Source organism: Bacillus sp. FJAT-25509, from assembly GCF_001420605.1.
Taxonomy (GTDB): domain Bacteria; phylum Bacillota; class Bacilli; order Bacillales; family Bacillaceae_G; genus Gottfriedia.
The window spans coordinates 1-20,575 of record NZ_LJIZ01000038.1 but is presented as its reverse complement, the minus strand read 5'-3'; the positions used below and the strand labels follow the sequence as shown (position 1 = coordinate 20,575).

Sequence of the window (20,575 nt, the reverse complement as noted above, 5' to 3'; positions counted from 1 at the left end):
TTTAAGTATTATTTAGATTATCGCGATTTGAATTAATTTGGTTCATATTTATTTGTATACGGTTTAAATATTCAAGTGTTAAGTCAATTTCTTCTTCTGAAAATCCAATAAGCATGTTCTCTACAAACTCTACTTTTTCCTTCCATAAACTAGACATTTGATCTTGTCCCATTTGTGTTAATCTAACTAAGGTTATTCTGTTATCAGTCTTACACTTTCTTCTAGTGATCTTTCCATTTAACTCAAGTTGTTTTAAATGTCTAGTAATTGCAGCACTATCAATCTTTAAATTTTTTTGAAGCTGAGATTGACTAATTTCACCGTACTCAAACAATTGATTCAAAATTTCTAATCGTGACTGACTAATACCCATACATTTTTCAAATGTTGTTTCAATTTGAACTTTTAATTCTTTTAATAGTGATAGTACTTTTGTTTCTTTTGTATTAGGCACGCGCTACCTCCAAAAAGATTTGATGAAATTTTATTAATGGTTACTAATTTTTGACCTATCAATAATTGATGGGTCAACTATTGATATGTCAATTAATATACACCTTAGTCCTACATGAATCAAGTACAAAATCAAAATTTATGTTTTTAAAAATTTCAGATGATTCAATTACATTTCTTTTTTGGAATTAGACACTTTGCATCTGTCCCTTAGCAGAGGTTTCATGTCAAAAAATGATGGGACTTTTTTACTTAAAAAGGATAACTAATGTATATATTTTCCAAAAATGGAAGATTTCATCTAGTTACTGACAATTTTGTTCAATATATTAAAAATATGACTACAGTTATGCAATAATGTTGAAAATTGCGTTTAGCGATTGAACATGTAATCTGGAATTTTTCATGTAATAAGTAAGCTATAGTTGTTTAAGTCTTTAAAAACTTTCATAATCATATAAACATAAATTTACTAACTATGGAAAACATAAAACCTAGTAAATATTAAATATTTAATTACAGGAAGAAAGGTGATGAAATGGAACTTTACAACGATAATCCGACTTATCAACCTGGTGATATTGTCTATGTTTTTTACCGAAACCCCCATACACAGAATGTGGCAAATATTCAAGCTGCAGCAGTTGTAAACAATCCAGAAAACTCCAATGAATTAGCCTTATTTTTATATGAAACTTATTACCCTCTCTCAAATGAGATGGCAGTTTATTCTACTGAAGAAGAGGCTAACCAAGCATATAATTACTATTTTGGAGAAGCTACAGAGGAGAAATTTGAATGAATAAACCTTTTACACCAAAGCTAGTATATTTCGAACCAAGTGCGTTAGATTATCCATTAGGAAGAGAACTACAGACAAAGTTTGAAAAGATGGGGGTCGAAATTCGCCATACCACTTCTCATAACCAAGTAAGAAATCTCCCAGGCGACAACGATCTTCAAAGATACAGGGTAGCCAAGTCAACACTTGTTGTCGGGGTTAGAAAAACACTTAAATTTGATACTTCAAAACCATCAGCAGAATATGCCATTCCTTTTGCAACAGGCTGCATGGGACATTGTCATTATTGCTATTTACAAACTACTATGGGGAGCAAGCCGTATATTCGTACATATGTAAACGTGGATGAAATTTTGGAAACTGCTGACAAATACATGATGGAGCGTGCCCCTTCAATGACAAGGTTTGAAGCATCTTGTACATCCGATATTGTTGGAATTGATCATTTGACACATACATTAAAAAGGGCGATAGAACATTTTGGTGAATCTGAGTATGGAAAATTGAGATTTGTTACGAAATTTCATCATGTGGATCACTTACTCGATGCAAAACATAATGGGAAAACTCGATTTCGATTTAGCGTTAACGCTGATTATGTGATCAAGAACTTTGAACCAGGAACTTCACCATTGGAAAAAAGAATTGAGGCAGCAGGAAAAGTAGCAAGAGCTGGTTATCCGCTTGGTTTTATAGTAGCACCAATTTATCTGCACGAAGGATGGGAGGAAGGATATCTTCATATGTTTGAAAGGTTGGAAGCGGAACTGCCTCAGGAGGCCAAAAAAGATTTAACTTTTGAGTTTATTCAACATCGTTTTACAAAGCCAGCAAAAAAAGTTATTGAAAAAAACTACCCTATGACAAAATTAGAATTAGATGAAGAAAAAAGACGGTACAAGTGGGGTAAATATGGCATTGGAAAATACATCTATCAAAAAGAAGAAGAAGAAGAATTAAAATCTAAACTTTATAGCTATTTGGAAAAATTTTTCCCGAATGCAAAATTGGAATATTTTACATGAAAGTTATATTTTTCACTTTAGCTTTGAATATTTGAGGATTATGACATTCTTTTTGATTCAGTATGTTTAAGGTGCTATCTTATTAAGCACTGTTTTAATTAAAAAAACATTAAATTAAAAACGCAAGAATGCTGTTAAATCAACATTCTTACGTTTTGTTTTTTTTATATAAATTAATTATTTGATAAATTGGTTATTTATTTAAATAATACAGAGTAAATGATAAATAGGTTGCAAATATAGTCCATATAGCATAAGGAATTAATAATACAGCGGCTAACATCGAATAGGGTATCGTTAAAATAACTAATAAAACCGCTGTAACTGCTACAATTAAACAATCTAATGCTGCTAAATCAAGTCTCTTTAATTTAAATTGAAAATAACTAAATGCCTGGTTACTTATATAATTTATGATCCAGATAAGCAAATAAGGAACTGAAGTATTTTTTAGACCAACTTTGCACTCTACTATAGCGAGTGAAAGTGCAATTAATACATAGAGCACTCCCCATACGATTCCAAATAATTTACTAGGTGGAGTCCATACAGGTTTTTTCAACTTGCTATACCATTTAATATCTATTGGAAATAAGATCCCAGACAATGAAAATAACATTAACGCGAAAATAAACGTAAGAATTGAACTCACATTCGTACCTCCCTATACTTGTACTATACCAATTTATATGTTTAATTTTATTTTTTAGTATGAAAAAAAGAGTACTTTATTAAATACTCTTTTTTAGGCACTACAATATTATTTTCAATTTATACGTTCATTATTTCTTATCGTATGACTACATTTATCGGTTTAATATCTAACGAAACATTTACCACACTATAATCATCTTTTTGACCATCCTTGTAAGTCCAGTAGCCATTCGTTTCAGCTGTTTTTCTAAATGTTAGTTCAAATCCTTTAGCATCATTAAAACTATAGCTATGTACTTCTTTTGTTTGATCATTATCAACTAAATTATATGCTAAGAAATTTTTTAACAACCCATGCGGAGAAAAAACTCCTGTATAAGGGGCTACTTTTGAATCATAATATTCAAATCCTTTTGTTGATGACTTTAAGTTACTTACGCTTACCTCATTCGTTAATAAATTAACATGATCTCCAGGTGAAACAACTGAAACAATCACATTTTTATACTTATTTGGCATATTTTTACTTGTTTTGACTTTCGATAAATCAATCACAGTTAATCCTCCACGACCAACTACATCGACTTGATGTTTTTTGTTATTAACAATCATAGCCGTGTCTTCATCAACCCCAAATGCCAATTGATTTTTCTTTCCTTTTTCATTTGCTGTAACAATTAAACGTCCTAACCTAGCTTTCTTATCAAAATGCTGATCGACAATTCCATCTTGAAAGAAATTCAATCCTTTTTCTAAGTAGACTGGTCCACCTTCCTGTTGTTCCATATCATTATATGACTTTGTAAATCCATATCTTAAAGCACCATAACTGTCACCGCCAGCGATCATCGTATTGCTCATAATAGCTGCTCCTGCACTTGTTCCACCTATAACAGCACCATTTTCATAAATCTTCCAGATGGCATCTAAAACTTTTGAATTTGAACCATTTTCGTTTAATAATGATGAAGTAATTAATGTCTGGTCCCCACCAACAAACCAAATACAATTTAATTTACTAATTTTTTTAACTAACTGGTCATCGTTCATATTGTTAATCCATTGCTTCTCGTCTTCTGGAGTACCTTTAAAATCATGACTAGATATTGGTAGAATCTCAATAGAATCTTTTTTAACTCCGTAATTAATTAAATCTTTTGTAAAATCATTCGAAGAAGTCAGTTTAGTACTCGCCGCAGGGATGATTCCTACTTTTGCATTTTCAGGTCCTCCTGCAAGTTCAATCAATTTATTATAAACTGCACTATTACTGCTTCCCAACGCTCCACCGACAATGACTAAATTCCCTTTTATAGGTTCTTCTCTAGTATAATTGGATACAGTAAAATCTGACTTCTTATAGTCAATTGCCGAATCTTGTTCGTTAAATACTAATTTTTTAGGATAAATATCCATTGTTACATTTTGAATCGAATAATCATCTTTTTGTCCATCAGTATAATTCCAGTAACCATTTGTATCCTTTGATTTTCGGAAAACGATTTCGTACCCTCTGCCTTCTTTACCATATAAATATGATTTTACTTCCTGTGACGATTCGTTATCAACAAGCGAGTAGGCTAAATAATCTTTTAACTTTCCATAAGGTGTTAAAAGCCCTGTATTTGGTAATGTTTTAAAAGAGTAATACTCATATCCTTTTGTTTCATATTTATTTTTTGAAAAATCAATCGAATTAGTATCAAAATGGATCTTGTCACCTTGAGCTAAGTAGTTAATTTTAATATTTTCTAAATTTCCATTTCTTTTTGCTTCATTTACATCAATAACAGATACACCACTGCGACCTATTACTTCTATGGTTTTTTCTTTGTTGCTAACAACCATTGCAGTGTCTTCGTCAATTCCATAAGCAAGATTCCCATTATTTTCATACTGGATTGCTGTAATTGCTAATCTAGCATAACGAGCTCTTTCATCCATATGCTGATCAACTATACCATTTTGAAAGAAACCTAGTCCTTTTTCAACTGACAGAGGTTCATACTCTTTACCTACCCCTTGGTTTTGATTTTTTTCATAATATCCTTTTAATGCACCAAGGCTATCTCCACCTGTAATCATCGTGTTGCTCATTATTGCAGCTCCAGCGCTTGTCCCACCAATAACTGCACCATTTCGATAGATATCCCAAATTTCTTTTAAGACTATTGAATCTTTACCTTCCCTACGTAGTGTATCAACAATACGTTGTTGGTCTCCACCTACGAACCAAATAGCAGTCAGCCCTCTTATTTGCTTTGCAATTTCTAAACTATTAGCTTGATTTTTCCAATTAGACTCATTTTCATCTGTATCAGAAAAATCATGATTTGATAAAGGTAAAATCTCTACTGATTCTGGACTTACACCATAATTTATTAAATCTTGTTTAAAATCTAAAGAAGATTTTAATTTACCGCTAGCAGCAGGAATAATGCCAATTTTCGCCTTTTTAGATCCGGCTAATTCAATAAATCTTTCATACACTCCTTTATTCGAAGAACCTAACCCCCCGCCAACAATGACAAGGTTTCCTTGAATATCTTCTTGTGAACTTTGAGCCCTTACATACGATAACCCTGAAACTGAAAACGTTAAAATAAAGCTAATTAAAAATGCAATAAATTTTTTTCTCATTTCGTAACCCCTTTACTTATTTTTTAGCTTACTTCTGAATATAAGCAAGTTTTATACCAAAAATAAGTAGATTGACTAATCAAGGTTTCAATACTATTTATTCCATTTAAAAACTAGTTTTTGGTGAATGATTACAACCAATTCTAACCAAATAGGATATGAACTATTTAGAAATCTTAAAGAAGTTTATTTTGTATGTTAGCTTTTAGAAAATGCAAGTATTCAATTCCATTAGTAGTAATCTTCGTACCTGCTCTTCCTCTCCCTTTTGTTATCAAGCCTTTATTCCCCATAATTTCTAATCGAAGTCTAATTTGCTGTGGAGATAAGTATCTACCTTTTTCCTCACTCGAGCTAGAAATAAGGTCTCTACTTGCTGCTTTACCTAAATCATTACATTTCTTTATTGTTTCAAGAATTGTAACAGATTCTTCAATTTCAAGAACACTTGTAGGAAGTTCAAATTGATTTTGATCACTTTTTGGGTGTTCACTGTTCACTGTATAGTTATAATGAGGAAAGTCATTTTGAGAAATCGTATTTCCCTCACAAACAGTAAGCATATAATCGATTACTGATTTCAATTCCCTAATATTCCCAAACCAATTTAAACCCATTAATTCCTTTAAAGCTTCTTCCTCAATCGAAACCCCTTTTCCACTTTTAGAGATAAAGTGTTGAACAAGCAAGGGTATGTCTGTTCTTCTTAAGCGTAACGGTGGAATGATGAGATTTAAGACATTTAATCTATAATACAAATCGGAACGGAATGAGCCGTCTGAGATTTTATGATGGATATCTTTGTTAGTTGCAGCAATGATGCGAACATTAATAGGAATTATTTTTCTGCCACCTATTCTACGAATTTCTTGTTCTTGAAGAACACGAAGTAAATGTGATTGAACATTTAAACTGATGTCACCTATTTCATCTAAGAAAATCGTTCCTCCATCTGCAATTTCAAAAAGACCTTTTTTCCCACCTTTTTTTGCCCCAGTAAACGTACCATCTTCATAACCAAATAGTTCACTTTCTAGTAAACTTTCAGTAAAAGCACTACAATTAATGGCTAAAAAAGGGCCGTTTTTCCTATTTGATTGTTTATGGATTGCGTGTGCAAAAAGTTCTTTACCTGTACCCGTCTCACCTTGAATTAAAATAGGATGCTCTGCTTTTGCAAGTTTTGTTGCTATACGTTTACATTCTAAAATTGTGTAATCCTCACCAATAATATCCGCAAAGTCATATCTTGCATAAAAGCCTTGCTTTCTAAACTCTCGCTGCGCTGTTTTTTCTATTTCAAAAGCTTGATTAACACTTTTAAAAGTAACAACGATTCTGTCATCTTCATGACTAATCGTTCGATAGATTACTATATCAATATTACCAATCGAAAAAAATTTAGATTCTTCCGTTCCATTTAAAATAAATTCTCTAATATTTTGTTGCTTAATAATATCTTCTAGATAACTACCTTCATAACTAATATTTGATAATTTAAACAGGTCGATTATTCGTTCGTTTAACACAGTTATTCTTTTATATCCATCAATAGCTAATATTCCATCATCAACTGCATTCACAACACTTTGAATATGTCTATTTACTTTCTTTGCACTTTGCTCTGCATTTAAAAGTTCTCTATGTAATTCAATAATATTACGTAAATACTTTTCTGAAATTAATGTAGCTATATTATCGTTAAATTGAAAATATTCTATAATTTGTAAAATTGTAGAGATATCAATAAGTCTTACGCCTATATCCAATACACGTTTTATATATGACGGACTTAAATGAGTTTCCCCTGGTGACACCGCTAGATTAATATCTGGGTAATAGAATTGATCACTTTTAAATGGAAAATACTCCAAATGATTAATCCCTAATTGGTACAAGGACTGAATAAGTTCGACTGTCGAATGAAAATCATCATTAACTACAAGAACTTTTGTCCCCTCCTCAATTCTCAATAATTTGTCTACATTTTCATGATTAAGTGTTCTTTTCCCAACTATGATTTTTTTAGCACTTATCTGCGCAAATTTTTCAGTTTCAACTTTTGCTTCAGCTGACGAAAAAAGTATAATTTCATCCTTAAATTCTTTAAGTTCTCCCTCGTCAATTGCATAAGAGTTAATCGTTATGTATTCTTCTAGCAATTGAACTAGTTGATTAGACAAAGCTTGTCTTGTTTTTGAACTGCCTGTTATCAATGTTAATGAATTTTTCACCTTTAATTTCCCACCCTATTTGATAAAATTGGGTTTATTATAACACCAAATAAACCAAAAAGAACCAATTAAACTAAAGAATCTATCAAATTTCCTTAAAAATAAGACATTAAAAATTGGCACACTCCTTGCTAATAGAATGTTATAGCCATTTTAATAGATTTTGAGAATACAAAATATGGGAGGGAATGCACGAAAGCGTCTTATTTATCAAATTCTATTATTATTAATTAGCTACTTTCATTAAAAGGAGATGGACCTATGTCACAAATTCACGCTAATAAAATGACACCTAAGACAAAAGTTATGAAAGAACGTAAAATTAATGTCTTTGCATTACTCTTAGTAATTCTATTAATCACGACAATTCTTACTTATCTATTACCTACAGGTGAATATGCCCATATCGACGTTGGCGGACATTCATCAATAGATCCGAATTCATTTAAATCAATCGCTGCTACACCAGTTGGGCTCTTCGATATGGTGAAAGCAATTCATTCGGGCATGGTAGAAGCAGGTAATATCATTTTCTTTGTTCTAATAATTGGTGGATTTTTCGGTGTATTAAGTGCTACTGGCACTATTGAAGTGTTAATCTCAACAATGGCTAGAAAACTTGCTACTCGAGAAAAGTTATTAATTCCTATTATGATGCTTTTCTTTGCAATTGGAGGTTCCTTAATGGGAATGGCTGAAGAAACTTTAGCTTATATTCCACTTCTGATTCCGTTAGCACTTGCTTTAGGATTTGACACAATGACGGGTACTGCAATCGTATTAGTTGGAGCGTCAGCAGGTTTTACAACAGCGATTATGAATCCGTTTACAGTTGGTATAGCTCAAGGAATCGCAGAACTTCCTACATTTTCTGGTATGGGATTTCGACTTGTGTTGTTTGTAATTGTCTATCTAATATCTGTTATTTTTATTTATCGATATGCCATGAAAGTAAAGAAAAATCCTAACATAGGATTCTATGGAAAATATTCAATTGAACAAACCAATGATCTATTATCTTCTAAAGCTAAATTATCTTCTAGACATAAATGGATATTATTTGCGTTTCTTATCAACTATATTGTTTTAGCTTTTGGAGTTATTAAATATCAATGGTATATTGCTGAAATTGCTTCTCTGTTTATCATCTTAACGATTGCAATTGGAATAATTGGTAGATTATCAATCGATGACGTAGTTAAATCATTTACACAAGGATCTGCTTCTTTAATTAGTGGTGCTCTTATTATAGGTGTTTCCCGTGCAATTCTAGTTGTTTTAAATCAAGGACATATTGTTGATCCAATGCTCCACGGAGTATCTGAAGTCATTAAACATATCCCTGCTTCTTTAAGTGTAATTGGAATGTATAATTTCCAAGCAGCAATTCACTTTATTTTAGCTTCTGGTAGCGGTCATGCCATGTTAACAATGCCAATTATGGCTCCGCTTGCTGATCTACTAGGAATTACACGACAAACTGCTGTTCTATCATTCTCTTTTGCTGATGGAATCGGTAATATTATTTTCCCAACTGCCGGAACTTTAATGGCAGGATTAGCAATAGCAGGTATACCTTGGACAAAATGGGCCAAATGGATTTTCCCATTAGTATTCATTCAATATTTAATTGGTTTAATCGCTGTTGTAATCGCACACATAATGAACTACGGTCCTTTTTAATAAAGGAAATAGGAGGAGAAAAAAGTTGTTAACCTTAATAAAAAACGGTCAAGTATACACACCACACTCTATTGGCAGAAAAGATCTACTTATAGCAGGAGGAAAAATTGAAATGATAGCCGATCATATCACCATTCCACCTGACCTTCCTTCTTGCGATGTCATAGATGCCTCCAACTCTTTAGTTGTACCAGGTTTTATTGATTCACATGTACATATCATTGGAGGTGGTGGTGAAGGCGGATATAAAACACGCACTCCAGAACTAATGCTTACTAATGTTACTTCTGCTGGTGTTACGACAGTAGTTGGTGTATTAGGTACAGACGGTACAACAAGAACAATGGAGAATTTGCTTGCAAAAGCACGTGGTTTAGAAGAAGAAGGGATTACTTGTTATATTCACACTGGTTCTTATCAAATCCCTGTAAAGACACTAACAGAATCAATTCAAAGTGATATTATTCTAATTGATAAGATTATTGGTGTTGGTGAAATTGCTATTGCAGACCATCGTTCCTCAGAACCAACTATTGAAGAACTTGCAAAAATCGCATCTGCTGCACGTAATGGAGGAATTTTATCTGGAAAGGCTGGCATCTTAGAAATTCATGTCGGTGATGGCAAAGATCAACTTTCACTTCTACATCAACTAGTTGAACAGACGAATATTCCAATTCGTCAGTTTCACCCGACTCATATTAATCGGAATGAAGAATTGTTTAAAGCCGGTATTGATTATGCACTTAAAGGTGGATTTGTAGATTTTACTACAAGCACAATTCCTCAGTTTTTAGAAGAAGGCGAAGTAAAGTGTAGCAAGGGATTACGAGTTATGCTTGAAGAAGGAGTTCAGATTGAGAACATAACTTTTTCATCTGATGGTCAGGCAAGTCTTCCCTTTTTTGATACGAATGGAGACTATTTAGGACTTCAAATAGGAAAAATTACATCTTTATATCAAGAAGTAAGAGATGGAGTAATTGATGAAGGAATTCCATTAGAAGTAGCATTACAAGTCATTACTTCAAACCCTGCACACGTGCTAAAACTATCATACAAAGGTAACTTAAAACCTGGCAACGATGCTGATATTGTCATGTTAAATCAAGATACTTTAGAAATTGAAACAGTATTTGCACTTGGGAAAAAAATGGTTGAAGAAGGTATTCCGATTGTAAAAGGCACTTTTGAATAACAAATTTCAGGAGGTATTAATAATGAAGATGAACAAGTTTAAGATTTCAATCGTATTGTCATTCGTTTTAGTATTTTCGTTAGTTTTTGGATCTTCTTTCTTACGAGCTGAAAAAAGTGTTGAAGCTGCAGCTGTACCTAAAATCTTTTTAATGGGTGGTGCAATTGATGATAGTAATGCCGAAATTTACAATGCGCTAAAAGCCGCTACTGGCAAAAGCAATCCAGTAGTTGCAATTGTATGTAGTGCAGCTGCTGACTACGCAACTGCGTTAGACGCATACACAAATGATATAACAGGTCACTTATCATATAAAAATTTGTTTACTAGTTATGGTTTTAAACCTGTATTTATCCCTGTGGCAGTTGATAACTATACAATAGAAGCTTATAAGCAAAGTAATATTGATCTAATTAACTCAGCAGACGTTATATTCTTTAACGGTGGAGATCAGTCTCGTCACGTAAGAAGTTTATTAAAAGACGATGGAACGCCTACCCCACTTTTTGCAGCAATCCAACAAAGAGCAGCAGCTGGAGCTATTATTTCTGGTACAAGTGCTGGGACTGCTGTCCAAAGTCCGAAAACTTACGGTGAAGGTGTAAGTTACGGATACTTATATTACAATCGTTTATTGTCTAAGAAAATCAGTGACATCTCACTAGCTGATTCTCAATATCCAGATAATGGTGGATATACAACAGGTTTCGGTTTTGTAAATGCTGCAATTGATACACATTTCGATGCAAGAGGTCGCATAGGTCGTATTCTTTTAGCTGAAAGAGACTTAGGTCAAAAAGTAGGCTTTGGAATTGACGAAAACACAGCACTTTATTTGAACGGTACTACTGGAAAAGTGTATGGTGAACACGGTGTTTACATAGTAGACTCAACAAATGCAACTTACGGAACAGCTTCATCGTTTACGGCAAATAATGTAAAAGTAAGTTATTTAACATCTGGTGATACTTATAATACAAGCACGAAATCAATCACATCATCTAAATCATTAATTACAACACCATACTATTCGACGATTCGAGATTCTTCGGATATCTTTGCAGCGTATGAAACAACTACGACAATTACAAGATTGGTCGATACAAATGTTTCTTATTTATATGGTGATAGTTACGAATCAGGCCCTAAATTTACATTAAAGTTTATTAAAGACGCAAACACAAAAGGATACTATAGCAATAGTAAATATACAGTTAGTAATGTTGTACTGAATGTAAGTTACTAACTTTAAAGTAACAAAAAGAAGATTTACGCAACGTAAATCTTCTTTTTTAATCATCTAAGCATTTCCAACTGAAATGAATTAATTGTTCGGACTTCTCTTCAATTAAGGAAAAAACTTATTTTCGATCTGCATCTCTATACAGGTTATACTATTCGAATGGTCAAATCAGGAATGTTATTTCAAATAGATTGATAAAGTACAATCATGAAATTACATTTGGAGTAAATTTAGAAAAGTAATCAAACTGTAATCCTCCGTTTAGTTATGTGGAAACGAAAGATATTGCAATTAATAATGATCTAATCGTTCTTGCTGTTCCAGGTAATGCTGTAGAAAGTGCCGTTAAAAACATCATAGAAATAGATGGGAAAATAGTAATTGATTTAACTAACCCCATTGGTGAAGGTTTAAAGTTAACAAGAGGTACTACTACTTCAAATGCCGAAGAAATACAAAAAATAATACCAACAGCAAAAATCGTTAAAAAATTAAATACGGTTGGACTAGAAAAAATGATTGACCCAACGGTAAATGAAAAAAAGATAACGATGCTTATTGCATGGGATCACGAAGATGCTAATTTAAAAGTGTCACAACTCATTGAAGAAATTGGTTTTGATCCATTAATAGTTGGTAAACTTTATTTCTCAAGATATTTAGATCCTTTTGCTATGATTTGGATTGAAGTGGTTAGAGTACAGGGGATGAATCCAAATACTGGAATAAAATGGATGCGTTAATTTAAATTAGCATTTTGTATGAAACAATGAGTCGTTTTTATTAAAAACGACTCATTTTACTATGTAAAAACGTAATAGGATGGAACTTGGAATCACTTCTTAAAAGTTATAACACTTTTTTATTTAACTTCACAAAAAAAGTTATCCAATCATCTTTAAGTTCGACCCAAATACTTCCTTTATGTAGTTCAACTATTCGTTTAGATATAGCAAGTCCTAATCCAGCACTACCTTCACTCTTTCTTGATGAATCTTCACGATAAAATTTTTCAAAAAACCGTTCAAGACTTTCTGGGTTTACATTTATTCCATGATTCGATATCGAAAGTAATACTTCATTAGATCTTTGAGTTAGATTTACTTTTATAGTTGAAGGTTTAACACTATATTTCATTGCATTCATAAATAGGTTATCAAAAACTCTAACCATTTTTTCGACATCAATATTAATTTCTATATCTTCCGCAATCGACTCCTTTTTAATTTTTAATCCTTCTTTTTGAAAAATAGGTATATTCTCACCTATTATTTGTTCAATCAACTGACTAAAATCAACCTTTTGTTTTGATAGGATAATATCTGGACTAGATAACCTCGTAAATTCAAAAAGTTCATTGATTAAATTCTTTAAATCATTCGATTTTGTATAGATTGTATTCAAGTATTCGACTAATTCATTTTCATTCTTGTATTCTCTATTCTTCAACAAATTACTATACCCTAATATTGAGGTTAGTGGTGTTCTTAGATCATGCGAAACACTAGTTATCAATTCATTTTTGATATTTTCAATTTGACGTTCATTTTTAAATTTCCGCTCTAACTCCTTCGACATTGTATTAATATTCATACTCAACTGTGTCAATTCGTCTCGCCCTTTTACCTCAATCACAGCTCCAAGTTTACCTTGCGAAATTATTTGAACAGTACTTGAAATTTCTTTTAAATAAAGAATCTTTTTTCTAATTAGTAACAGAAAACTAACAATGAAACTTAATATGATAATTACAAAAGTTGGAATAATAATGAGATTATATTGTAATGGACTTACCTTATTTTGATGAGAAACAAAATAAGGTCCTATAAAAATTTGTGAAATAAAAATCGTAACAATTAAAGAAACACCGAAACTAATTGTGATTGCTACTAATAACTGAATACTAATTCTTTGCCAGTTATGAATTAAATTCTTCATACTTTGTATCCAATTCCCCAAACTGTTTTAATATAAATAGGATGTTTAGGATCATCTTCAATTTTTTCTCTAATATTTGTTATATGGACCATTACGGTATTATCTGATTTTAAAAAGTCTTCTTTCCAAATTGCTTCATAAATCTTACTAACACTTAGTACGATTCCTTTATTTCGGACTAGTAATTCTAATATATCAAACTCTTTTGGTGTTAGTCTTTTTTCGTTCTTTCGTATCCAAACTTGCCTTGTCTCTGTATTTACTTGCAAGTCACCAAATACTAATACTACTTCATCATTCTTTTGTATATTGTTATATTTTTTATATCTTCTTAGCTGAGATTTTACTCTAGCGATCAACTCAAGTGGATTAAATGGTTTAGTTAAATAATCATCTGCACCTGAGCTTAATCCTTGTATTTTGTCTAGATCTTCAGATTTTGCCGAAAGCATAATGATCGGTAGTGTCCTTTCCTCTCGAATCATTATGCAGGCTTCTATTCCATTTATTTTTGGGAGCATAATATCTAATATAATTAAATCAAAATCTTCATCTTTTAAAAGTTCAAGAGCTTCCTCTGCATCTTCTGCTAAAGTAGTCGAAAACCCTTCATTTTCAAGATAAATTGAAATTAATTTTTTTATTTTTTCATCATCATCTACAACTAATATTTTACTTATCAAGTTTCCCTACTCCTTTCTAAACAGTACTCATATCTAATTATTGCAACTTAATACATATGCTGGTGGGAAATTTCTATATTCTCTTTTAATATCTATATTTTCAAAGTAGGTATTAATAAATTTCATTTTTCTTTGAGTATATTGGAATGTAACAAATCTACCTTGATCTGCGAGTATCTTTTTGGTGTTAAATAAAATAGTTTTTGATACGTTTAAGGGTAAACTAGTAAATGGCAGACCAGAAATGACATAATCGACATTGTCTATTCCAAACTCTTCTAAATACTTCATAATACTTTCTGCACTATCATTAATAATCGTTACATTATGATTATCTCCAAACTTTCTAATTAAATGGTTATAAAACTCATGATTTTTTTCTACTAAAATAATTTTTGTAGTTGGCAATTTAAGCTCAAGTAATTTTTCAGTAAAAACTCCTGTACCTGGACCGTATTCAATAATTGTTTTAGCTGTCTTAAAATTAATATCATCTAACATTTTTTCAGCCAAAAACGATGAACTTGGCATTAATGCGCCAACAGTTCTAGGTCTTAATATATATTGAAATAGAAATAAAAACTTTTTCATAATTTTAACCTCCAAATATTTAACTTATTATGCTGAAATCATAATAAAATAAATATCTGAAGAAAAAGTCACTAAATTTCTTAAGAATTTTAAAGAGGCCTAAATTCAAACTTAATGATTATAAGTGGACATATGTTCCCAATAATACATACCATAAAGCATAAAAAGTGTTACTTAACAAAACGATCATAATGTATGGTCTATACCTCATTCCCGATGCAGATGAAATTAGACAGGCAGCATCAGTTGGGCATGTTGGAACTGCACCTAGAATAAAGAGCATCCAATATTGATTTTTCTTTATTCTTTGTCCTATTTTTGGATGTTTGTTTAGGAAGTTTTTATACCATAGTGATTTATTTATTTTTTTACCAATGATGAAAATGATACTTTCAGTAATAAACATAGATCCCAGTGAAAATAATAAGACAATCCACGGATTAAAAAGAAAAATCCCAGTCAGTAAAAACAAAGAACTTGGTATCATTAATACAAATCTTAATGAAAAAATAACAAAGTATAATAAAAGAGCATAGTCCTGTCGATCTGTTATAAATTGAATTAATTCATTCTTAGAAAATGGTATTATCCCGAATGCATACATACAAACTAAAAGAATACTCCAACTAGCTAATAAAGTGATTACACGATATTTCACTTTCTTTCCTCATTTCATAGTTTAATAATTAAGCATTCATATTTTCGTCTAAACTTATTAAATTTCCCTCCACGTTTTTATTAGTAATTCTTAAGAAATCCTAAAGAACTTTTAAATTTTTTTGCGTGTTTTGATTATGTATATCAAATTTAAGAATGGAAAAATTAATATAAGTACTACAAAGTAATAAGTAGATTGTAGGTGTTTTATAATTAGCACAAATATCACTAAAACTTTAATCGCTTTATTCTTACTGATTTTTTGGGAACTTTTAATGAGTCAGTCACAAGAACTCTATCAAACAATGCATTGGATGATCATCATAAGTGTAATTGGAATTTCATGTAATTTATTTTTAGAAAATCGGAATCCTCAAAGTACGATTTCCTGGTTATTATTATTCTCCGTAGCACCTACTTTCGGCGTTTTATTATACGTTCTATTTGGTCGGTTAAAGAGGCGGCGAAAAAAATTAATCCTTCATTCAAAGTTTATAACACCTCAAGTTTTGAGTGAAAAGAATGATATTAAAGGTAATACTCTCTCAATAAAATCGCAAAAATTGAGTACCATCATTGAAAAGTTTACAGGGGTTTCCATCAACAGCAATTCAAGTGCTTCATTATTAATTAATGGTGATGAAATGTTTTCAAAACTCAAAGAAGCTCTCCTAGATGCAAAAAACTATATCTATATTCAGTACTATATCTTTCGAGCAGATACAATCGGTAGCGAATTACTTGACATCTTAAGGATGAAAGTGAATGAAGGTGTTGTAGTTCGCTTATTAGTTGATGGTTTAGGAAGTAAAAGTTTAAAGAAGAAATTGTTAAAAAAATTGAGGACTGCTGGTGTTAAAGTATCAATATTTGATCCGATTTCTCCTTGGTCAATGGGTACAATAAATTATCGAAACCATAGAAAAATTGTTGTGATAGATGGGATTAAAGGTTTCACTGGAGGTCTAAATGTAGGTGATGAATATTTAGGTAGATCAAAAATTGGATTTTGGAGGGATACCCATTTATTCATAGAAGGAAGTGCCGTTGAGGAGCTTCAAAACATATTTTTGCAAGACTGGCATTATTCTACATCTGATCATTCTTGTGAAAAAATTCAAATTAACAGATTAAATTATAATCATACAAAAAGTTATGATCAATTTCTTCAAGATGAAAGTAATAAGGTAAAAGGTGCTGTTCAAATTTTTGGAAGTGGACCCGACACGAAGGAACCAACCATGAGGAATGCTTTTCATACTCTGCTTACAATCGCTGAAAACAGTATCTGGATTGCCACTCCTTATTTCGTTCCAGACCAAGAAATTTTCACGATTTTAAAACTTAAAGCAATGTCTGGATTAGATGTACGAATAATTTATCCAGGAAAAAGCGATAGTATTTTGAGTGATTCAGCATCTAAGTCATATTTCGCTCCCCTATTAGAAAGTGGCGTGAAAATTTATACATATCAAAAGAATTTCCTTCACTCAAAGGTTATTTTAATCGATAATGAAATCGCTTCAGTTGGTACTGCTAATTTAGATGTAAGAAGTTTGCATTTAAATTATGAGTTAACTTCGTTTTTATATGAATCAGATGTTGTTGTTCAAGTGAACCAATCCTTTTTAAATGATTTTTCTGTTTCTACTCAATTAGATCGTAAGCAATTTATAGAACGTAGTTTATTTAAAAAGTTAATTGAGTCACTAACTCGCTTATTTTCACCTTTATTGTAATCTGGCTAAAGATAAGTGCATTATATATTTACAAGAGAATTTAATATAGGAATTAATTAAGGAGCTTTAGGCTCCTTTTTTAAGTTTAAATCTTTTTAAGTTTTTTCTTTTTTATAAATGTAGTAAGAAAAAAGAATACTAGGACTACAATTGAAATTAATATTATTATTTGGTTTGTTGATAAAGATAATATCTTAGTTAATTTTATTGAGTAAGCGAGTAGTGAAGATGTTATTAATTTAGAAATACATACGATTATTATATATTTTTTAGTGGAAACATTAGTAATTCCTGCTCCAACACTGACAATTTCATCTGGCAAAACAGGAACAATCAACAAAATTGTAATAAATAGCGTTTCATTTTTTTTAACCATTTCATTATATTTTGTAAGGTGCTTTGTTTTAATAAATCGATTAACTACCTTTAATCCTCCATATCTTGCTAAAAAAAACATAGTAATATTCCCTAAAACTATACCTACAAAATCAATAATAAAACCATAAAAAGAACCAAACACTGTACTTGCAGCTAAGACAGTGACTGCTTCTGGAATCGGCAAAGCAATTGGGTGGAAAAAACAGATTAAAAAATAGATAAACTTAGCAATTTTTATATTTTTTCTAAACAGTCCTTCAAAACCATAATAATTAGTTATAACCATAATATTAGATATGTAATAAATTAAAAAAATGACAATTACTACGCCAAAGTTATAAAAAACTAGAATTCGAGTTAACTTTAGAAATTCTTCACTCTTGTTAAAAAATGCTGTTATTGCAAATATCACAATGATAAATGATAAAAAAATGCCAACCATTCTAAATTCATAAAGTAAAGTTTTTAAAGAACATACTAAGATTAAAATTGGAATAAAACTTACAATCAATTGCAGACATAATCTTACATATCTCCAATTTGAATACTTAATTCTAGAAATAGTGCTCATTAAATTCTCCTTAGGCTAAACTATTATTCTGCGCAAGCAAAGATGTATTTTATTCTTTAAATAGATTGAAATGTTTAATGGTTATATTATTCAATAAATAAAGACCAGATATACCTAAGTAAGTAAAAGAAAGCAGCCTGTATATTTGACATAAAAACAACATAATGTTGTGAATGATAATTTTATTATTTTCTTTATAAAAATAAATATTCCATATGTAAATCCTCCATTTACCGACTAACCACAAGTTGGTCTCTTATATTCTCCCATGCTTTATCATTAACTTTATATTCCTTACCTTTTCGTTAGAATAAATACTTATCTTCACTAATATCGAGTTCTTCAGTTAAGCTGTTTTGTTTCGAACAAAAAGAACTAGCAGACTCTAATTCACGAACTTCAAATTTTCTATTTTCGAATATTCTACAGTAATGGATACCTTTAATACTCATACAAAAAAACTTATTCCTTTGGTATAAGAATAAGCTCTTCTATTTGCGGGTTTCATCTATATGACGAAGTGCACTAAACTTCTATTTTATTTTTAAACTATGTAAAATAAATCAGGTTATCGCAAATTTGAGAGTTACCAACTTTCAAGCAACTTAACAAAATTTCTATATTTAGTATTAATAGAACCGGTAGATTTAATACTTTGAAATTATTCTACCAAATTAAAAAATTTATGTATTAGTTTGAATACAATTCATCATTTAAGCAAGTCTGAATAGTCTATAACAAATTGTTCAAACCTAGTTGATTCCCTCCCTAATAAATCCTCTAAATCTGTTGTTATTTTTTTTGCAAGTCCTAATTTTGCGGTTGTGTATATACCGATCATAACTATAATAAAATCGCGAGCTAACCCTTTTTTTCTCATTTTTCTCCAAAAGGTTAAAATACTTGGATTTGTATATGTTATGTCTTTTTGTAGGTGCTTTGATAAGATCTCAGCCACTTCAAAATAACTAATTGCTTCATTTCCAGTTAACGAATAAGCTTTGAACCTATGACCATTTTCGGTTAGTGCTTTTGCGGCCACCACACCGATATCTCTTGTATCGATAAAACTCGTTTTCCCTTTACCCGCTGGTACAAATATAATATTTTCCTTTATCAGTTCTTCTTCATGTTGATTTAATAAATTCTGCATGAAAAAACTTGGTCGTAAAAATGTATAAGGGATCCCTGAGTTGATGATTAATTCCTCTATCTTGGAATGCGGAACTACCTTATTTTTATCAGCACCTAATAAAGACAAAAATACAATTTGTTCAATCCCCACTTCTTTTGCAATTTCAATAACTGGTTCAAAATATTTCTTATCAGCAAGATGTGGAGGACGTATTAAAAAAAGCTTTGTAATCCCTTGAAAAGCAGGTCTAATAGATTTGGGATCTTCAAAGTTTAAATAAACATCACTAGTATTTTTTTTACTTGTGGATATTTTAAAATTAGCATGTAGCTTTACCAGTTCTCTCACAACTTCTTTACCTACAGTACCTTTTGCACCTGTGACTAGAATCAAATTGTTCACTTCTTTCTATTACTTTCTTTTTCGTAGTATTATATGTAAATTGCTTTAATAGCCCTTTCAATAGCACAACCTCATTCATATTTACTTGAACATCTTTTGTTACTACTCCTCCAGAACTCTAATAACATTTTTTCCGTTGATAAACTTCAATGATTATTATATCCACAATCACGCCTAAAATTTGGTTATATCTCATCACTTTATTCGAACTAGTCTGTATATCATATTCTAATTTTAGTTTGATAGATCATTCGAGTTAGATATCGCGTAAGCGCACTTCCTTAATCATTCCAAGTCCCAATTCTTATAGTGTTCACAATTTTGTTATATCTTCTAAATACTACGTATTAAAAATCTTTATTAATATTTTTTAATAGTTTATCATAATTATATATACTTAAAAGTTAATTATTAAGAAATAAATGTGAACATTCAATTTATCGTTCAACGTATCCAAACATAACCACCCGTGATATGAAGTGCACCCCAAATGTTAGACACGACTAACATTTGGAGGTGCATTTTTTATGACTAAATTTACTACTGAAC

At 31.0% G+C, this 20,575-nt stretch carries 17 protein-coding genes; 7 read left to right on the top strand and 10 right to left on the bottom strand.

Annotated elements, in window-relative coordinates:
- Window position 1: 1 nt before the first annotated feature.
- Window positions 2-454: a MarR family winged helix-turn-helix transcriptional regulator gene (locus AN960_RS22105; RefSeq protein ID WP_056476488.1), complete on the bottom strand. Its 453-nt coding sequence runs from the start codon at window positions 452-454 to the stop codon at window positions 2-4.
- 537 nt (window positions 455-991) lie between these two features.
- Between AN960_RS22105 and AN960_RS22100 the strand changes: the two genes are divergently transcribed.
- On the top strand, window positions 992-1,255 hold the full coding sequence (locus AN960_RS22100; RefSeq protein ID WP_056476485.1) for a transcriptional regulator SplA domain-containing protein: 264 nt from the start codon (window positions 992-994) through the stop codon (window positions 1,253-1,255).
- A complete protein-coding gene (gene splB, locus AN960_RS22095) occupies window positions 1,252-2,280 on the top strand; it encodes a spore photoproduct lyase (RefSeq protein WP_056476483.1) in 1,029 nt (342 codons plus the stop codon). Before AN960_RS22100 ends, splB begins: the two co-directional genes overlap by 4 nt.
- 193 nt (window positions 2,281-2,473) lie before the next feature.
- On the opposite strand, the gene AN960_RS22090 is transcribed toward splB, so the two are convergent.
- The 3 genes from AN960_RS22090 to AN960_RS22080 all read right to left on the bottom strand — a co-directional run bounded on the left by AN960_RS22090 (window position 2,474) and on the right by AN960_RS22080 (window position 7,808).
- Window positions 2,474-2,899 (bottom strand): TspO/MBR family protein, encoded by a 426-nt coding sequence (locus AN960_RS22090; protein ID WP_056477333.1) that lies wholly within the window; start codon window positions 2,897-2,899, stop codon window positions 2,474-2,476.
- 170 nt (window positions 2,900-3,069) lie between these two features.
- Window positions 3,070-5,574 (bottom strand): cyanophycinase, encoded by a 2,505-nt coding sequence (locus AN960_RS22085; RefSeq protein WP_056476480.1) that lies wholly within the window; start codon window positions 5,572-5,574, stop codon window positions 3,070-3,072.
- Window positions 5,575-5,750: 176 nt separating this feature from the next.
- Window positions 5,751-7,808, bottom strand: a complete 2,058-nt coding sequence (locus AN960_RS22080) for a sigma-54 interaction domain-containing protein (protein WP_056476477.1) — start codon at window positions 7,806-7,808, stop codon at window positions 5,751-5,753.
- 261 nt (window positions 7,809-8,069) lie between these two features.
- Between AN960_RS22080 and AN960_RS22075 the strand changes: the two genes are divergently transcribed.
- The 4 genes from AN960_RS22075 to AN960_RS22060 all read left to right on the top strand — a co-directional run bounded on the left by AN960_RS22075 (window position 8,070) and on the right by AN960_RS22060 (window position 12,675).
- The gene (locus AN960_RS22075) at window positions 8,070-9,491 is read left to right on the top strand and encodes a YfcC family protein (RefSeq protein ID WP_056476473.1); all 1,422 of its coding nucleotides are present in this window, start codon (window positions 8,070-8,072) and stop codon (window positions 9,489-9,491) included.
- A 25-nt stretch (window positions 9,492-9,516) separates the two neighbouring features.
- Window positions 9,517-10,689 carry a beta-aspartyl-peptidase gene (iadA, locus tag AN960_RS22070; protein WP_056476471.1) on the top strand — a complete coding sequence of 391 codons (1,173 nt, stop codon included), beginning with the start codon at window positions 9,517-9,519 and terminating at the stop codon, window positions 10,687-10,689.
- 22 nt (window positions 10,690-10,711) lie between these two features.
- Entirely contained in the window at window positions 10,712-11,935 is a 1,224-nt protein-coding gene (locus AN960_RS22065; RefSeq protein ID WP_056476468.1) for a cyanophycinase, read from the top strand.
- Between the two features lie 266 nt (window positions 11,936-12,201).
- A complete protein-coding gene (locus AN960_RS22060) occupies window positions 12,202-12,675 on the top strand; it encodes an NADPH-dependent F420 reductase (RefSeq protein WP_056476465.1) in 474 nt (157 codons plus the stop codon).
- A gap of 106 nt (window positions 12,676-12,781) precedes the next feature.
- On the opposite strand, the gene AN960_RS22055 is transcribed toward AN960_RS22060, so the two are convergent.
- The 4 genes from AN960_RS22055 to AN960_RS22040 form a co-directional block, all read right to left on the bottom strand.
- Window positions 12,782-13,870 carry a HAMP domain-containing sensor histidine kinase gene (locus tag AN960_RS22055; RefSeq protein ID WP_056476462.1) on the bottom strand — a complete coding sequence of 363 codons (1,089 nt, stop codon included), beginning with the start codon at window positions 13,868-13,870 and terminating at the stop codon, window positions 12,782-12,784.
- Window positions 13,867-14,553: a response regulator transcription factor gene (locus tag AN960_RS22050; protein WP_056476459.1), complete on the bottom strand. Its 687-nt coding sequence runs from the start codon at window positions 14,551-14,553 to the stop codon at window positions 13,867-13,869. Before AN960_RS22050 ends, AN960_RS22055 begins: the two co-directional genes overlap by 4 nt.
- 33 nt (window positions 14,554-14,586) lie before the next feature.
- Window positions 14,587-15,144, bottom strand: a complete 558-nt coding sequence (locus tag AN960_RS22045) for a class I SAM-dependent methyltransferase (RefSeq protein WP_056476456.1) — start codon at window positions 15,142-15,144, stop codon at window positions 14,587-14,589.
- A 118-nt stretch (window positions 15,145-15,262) separates the two neighbouring features.
- Window positions 15,263-15,802, bottom strand: a complete 540-nt coding sequence (locus AN960_RS22040) for a TVP38/TMEM64 family protein (RefSeq protein WP_056476453.1) — start codon at window positions 15,800-15,802, stop codon at window positions 15,263-15,265.
- A 274-nt stretch (window positions 15,803-16,076) separates the two neighbouring features.
- On the opposite strand from AN960_RS22040, the gene cls reads away from it, so the two are divergent.
- The gene (gene cls / locus AN960_RS22035; RefSeq protein WP_056476450.1) at window positions 16,077-17,540 is read left to right on the top strand and encodes a cardiolipin synthase; all 1,464 of its coding nucleotides are present in this window, start codon (window positions 16,077-16,079) and stop codon (window positions 17,538-17,540) included.
- A gap of 85 nt (window positions 17,541-17,625) precedes the next feature.
- Here the strand turns inward: cls and AN960_RS22030 are convergent, their stop codons facing one another.
- Window positions 17,626-18,489, bottom strand: a complete 864-nt coding sequence (locus AN960_RS22030) for a TVP38/TMEM64 family protein (protein WP_056476447.1) — start codon at window positions 18,487-18,489, stop codon at window positions 17,626-17,628.
- Between the two features lie 709 nt (window positions 18,490-19,198).
- A complete protein-coding gene (locus AN960_RS22025) occupies window positions 19,199-20,017 on the bottom strand; it encodes an SDR family oxidoreductase (RefSeq protein WP_056476444.1) in 819 nt (272 codons plus the stop codon).
- Between the last annotated feature and the right edge of the window lie 558 nt (window positions 20,018-20,575).